Origin of the sequence: Pseudomonas sp. GM80, assembly GCF_000282515.1 — a bacterium.
Classification (GTDB): Bacteria; Pseudomonadota; Gammaproteobacteria; order Pseudomonadales; family Pseudomonadaceae; genus Aquipseudomonas.
Genome location: NZ_AKJD01000239.1, coordinates 1 through 4,133, shown reverse-complemented (window position 1 = coordinate 4,133; position 4,133 = coordinate 1). Strand labels below are relative to the sequence as shown.

The window sequence follows — 4,133 nt, the reverse complement described above, 5'->3', positions numbered from 1 at the left end:
TCAATCCCTCCACTCAGCCTTCCGACGTCGCCCGTGGATCAAGATCAAAAGCGGTACTCGAGCTTGCGCTCATTGTGTTGAGTGGTGAGAAGCAGAAGCGGTGCGAATATTTACCGGTTGAACTCAATCCTTGTGGGAGCTGGCTTGCCAGCGATGGCGGCCTGTCAGCCGACCATGTTCTGGCAGTTGAAGTCAGCCCTGTAGGAGCTGCCGAAGGCTGCGATCTTTTGATCTTGCTTGTGATGCAGCAAAAACAGGATCAAAAGTTCGCAGCCTGCGGCAGCTCCTGCACAGGAATGTGGGGCAAAAGAAAACCCCCGGCAAACCAGAGGTCTGTCGGGGGTTTTGGGTTCAGGGGTTTTGCAAGCCCTGACTCGGCTCAGCTTATTGGCAAGCTTCGCAATCCGGCTCGTCGATCGCGCAAGCCTTTGGCACTGGAGCAGGGCCGGCAGGTGCTGCGAGAACCGAATCATCACCGTGGTTGCCGCCGCTGGAAACAGCGTTCAGCTTGCTGGTGCTGATGGTCGACTTCTCGGTGCTGGTTGCGGCCAGGGCACGGAGGTAGTAGGTGGTTTTCAGGCCACGGTACCAAGCCATGCGGTAGGTCACGTCGAGTTTCTTGCCCGATGCGCCAGCGATGTACAGGTTCAGCGATTGGGCCTGGTCGATCCACTTCTGACGACGGCTGGCCGCGTCAACGATCCACTTGGTGTCCACTTCGAAGGCAGTCGCGTAGAGCTCTTTGAGTTCTTGCGGGATGCGCTCGATCTGCTGCACCGAACCGTCGTAGTACTTCAGGTCGTTGATCATGACCGAGTCCCACAGACCGCGAGCTTTCAGGTCGCGAACCAGGTACGGGTTGATCACGGTGAATTCGCCCGACAGGTTCGATTTCACATACAGGTTCTGGTAGGTCGGTTCGATCGACTGCGATACGCCAGTGATGTTGGCGATGGTCGCGGTCGGTGCGATGGCCATGATGTTGGAGTTACGAATGCCTTTCTGTACACGGGCGCGAACCGGTGCCCAGTCCAGGGATTCGTTCAGGTCAACGTCGATGTACTTCTGGCCACGTTGCTCGATCAGGATCTGTTGCGAATCCAGCGGCAGGATGCCTTTGGACCACAGCGAACCCTGGAACGTCTCGTACGCGCCGCGCTCGTCGGCCAGGTCGCAAGAAGCCTGGATTGCGTAGTAGCTGACCGCTTCCATCGACTTGTCGGCGAATTCGACGGCAGCGTCGGAACCGTAAGGGATGTGCTGCAGGTACAGCGCGTCCTGGAAGCCCATGATGCCCAGACCGACCGGACGGTGCTTGAAGTTGGAGTTCTTCGCTTGTGGCACCGAGTAGTAGTTGATGTCGATAACGTTATCGAGCATGCGCACGGCGGTGTTCACGGTGCGTTCCAGCTTGGCGGTGTCCAGCTTGCCGTTGACGATGTGGTTCGGCAGGTTGATCGAGCCCAGGTTGCAAACGGCGATTTCGTCCTTGTTGGTGTTCAAGGTGATTTCGGTGCACAGGTTCGAGCTGTGAACCACGCCGACGTGCTGCTGCGGGCTGCGCAGGTTGCACGGGTCTTTGAAGGTCAGCCATGGGTGGCCGGTTTCAAACAGCATGGAGAGCATTTTGCGCCACAGGTCTTTAGCCTGAATGGTCTTGAACAGACGAACCTTGCCTGGGTATTCGGTCAGGGCTTCGTAGTACTCGTAACGCTCTTCGAAGGCCTTACCGGTCAGGTCGTGCAGATCCGGTACTTCGGATGGCGAGAACAGGGTCCACTTGCCGTCGTCGAAGACACGCTTCATGAACAGGTCAGGGATCCAGTTGGCAGTGTTCATGTCGTGGGTACGACGACGATCATCACCGGTGTTCTTGCGCAGCTCGATGAACTCTTCGATGTCCATGTGCCAGGTTTCCAGGTAGGCACAGACAGCGCCTTTGCGCTTGCCACCCTGGTTAACGGCGACGGCGGTGTCGTTCACCACTTTCAGGAACGGAACCACGCCTTGCGACTTGCCGTTGGTGCCCTTGATGTACGAACCCAGTGCACGCACCGGCGTCCAGTCGTTGCCCAGGCCACCGGCGAATTTCGACAACATGGCGTTGTCGTGGATCGCGTGGTAGATACCCGACAGGTCATCCGGCACGGTGGTCAGGTAGCAGCTCGACAGCTGTGGACGCAGGGTGCCGGCGTTGAACAGGGTCGGGGTCGACGACATGTAGTCGAAGGACGACAGCAGGTTGTAGAACTCGATTGCACGGTCTTCTTTCTGCTTCTCTTCGATCGCCAGGCCCATGGCCACGCGCATGAAGAAGATCTGCGGCAGTTCGAAGCGGATACCGTCCTTGTGGATGAAGTAACGGTCGTACAGGGTTTGCAGGCCCAGGTAGGTGAATTGCTGATCGCGCTCGTGGTTGATCGCCTTGCCCAGTTTTTCCAGATCGAAGGTGGCCAGCACAGGGTTCAGCAGTTCGAACTCGATACCTTTGGCGATGTAGGCCGGCAGGGCCTTGGCGTACAGGTCGGCCATTTCGTGGTGAGTGGCGCTTTCGGCCACACCGAGGAAGCCCAGGCCTTCGGCACGCAGGGTGTCCATCAGCAGGCGGGCGGTCACGAACGAGTAGTTCGGCTCACGCTCAACCAGGGTACGGGCGGTCATCACCAGGGCGGTGTTGACGTCGGTCAGGGCCACGCCGTCGTACAGGTTTTTCAGGGTTTCGCGTTGGATCAGGTCGCCGTCGACCTCTTCCAGACCTTCGCACGCTTCGGTAACGATGGTGTTCAGGCGGCCCATGTCCAGCGGCGCCAGGCTGCCGTCAGCGCGGGTGATGCGGATCGACGGGTGAGCGTTGACCGCTTCTTCGGTCGGGGCGTGGGCAGCGCGTTCTTTCGAGCGACCGTCACGGTAGATCACGTAGTCGCGCGCCACTTTCTGCTCGCCGGCACGCATCAGGGCCAGTTCGACCTGGTCCTGGATTTCTTCGATGTGGATGGTGCCGCCCGATGGCATGCGACGCTTGAAAGTCGCGGTGACTTGTTCGGTCAGGCGCGCAACAGTGTCGTGGATTCGCGACGAAGCGGCAGCGGTGCCGCCCTCAACTGCGAGGAACGCTTTGGTGATAGCGACGGTGATCTTGTCATCGGTGTAAGGAACGACAGTGCCATTACGCTTGATCACGCGCAGTTGACCCGGCGCGGTGGCTGCCAGATCCGAATTCGAATCGGCGGCCTGCGGCAAGGTGCCCTGCGGGTTCTCGCGAGTTGTGTCGGTTTGCATGGGGGGTGGTCTCCACATTCTCTATGTTTGTTTGGCACCGTCATGGTGCTCACCGTTCTGTACCGAAGCACTGCAACCGACAAGCGTCGGCGTAACAACTTCGGAACAGTAGGAAAAAGGCTTGTAGCGCCGCATCCTTGCCGAAGTTTTCGGCGCCGAGCCAAGGCTCGAGCCAAACTCCTTCCAGGGTGACAGTAATGACTGCAACACCCGTACCGTTCCGGTCGTTTCCGACCTAAAAAACGGTGCCATCCGCAAGTGCGGTTTGGGCTTTGAAAAACTTGCTTGGTTCAACCGGAAACTGGCAATAAAGCACTTGAGTTTCAGGCCCTAAATGTGGTTGGGCGTTTGAGTGGAAAACCCCATATGTAGGGTCTCTCCCCGCGCCGTGCTACAAGATAATGCGTTTTGAGGGGTGTTGCAACGTACTACCTGTGGATAAACCTGTGCGTAAATTGTGTAAGAAACAAGGAATTCCCGTGTAGGCCGCGGACCTGCTGAGCTAGACCGTTTGTCACTGTTTTTTCGCCTGGAAAAACGCTTCAGCGGATTTTTAAGGGCGCGAACCCTATCACAAAAAACCGCCTTGTCCGAACGCATTTACCGACTTGTGTTCCGGCTGTACGCCGTTTATACAATCGGCCCAGGTGAATGCGATTTTATCCTCCAAAAACATGACAAAAACACTAGAGGATCCCTGTAGGAGCTGCCGAAGGCTGCGATCCTTTGATCTTGAAAAAAACAAAATCAAAAGATCGCAGCCTCGTTTCACTCGTCAGCTCCTACAGGGCAACACGAGCTGCGGCACGCTGCGATCTTTTGATGTTGATTTTGCGGGGCAGGATCAAAAGATC

General features: G+C 57.4%; 1 protein-coding gene. It reads right to left on the bottom strand.

The features are described from left to right. Positions 1 to 384: 384 nt before the first annotated feature. The gene (locus tag PMI37_RS27405; RefSeq protein WP_008087496.1) at positions 385 to 3,279 is read right to left on the bottom strand and encodes a ribonucleoside-diphosphate reductase subunit alpha; all 2,895 of its coding nucleotides are present in this window, start codon (positions 3,277 to 3,279) and stop codon (positions 385 to 387) included. Positions 3,280 to 4,133 lie beyond the last annotated feature (854 nt).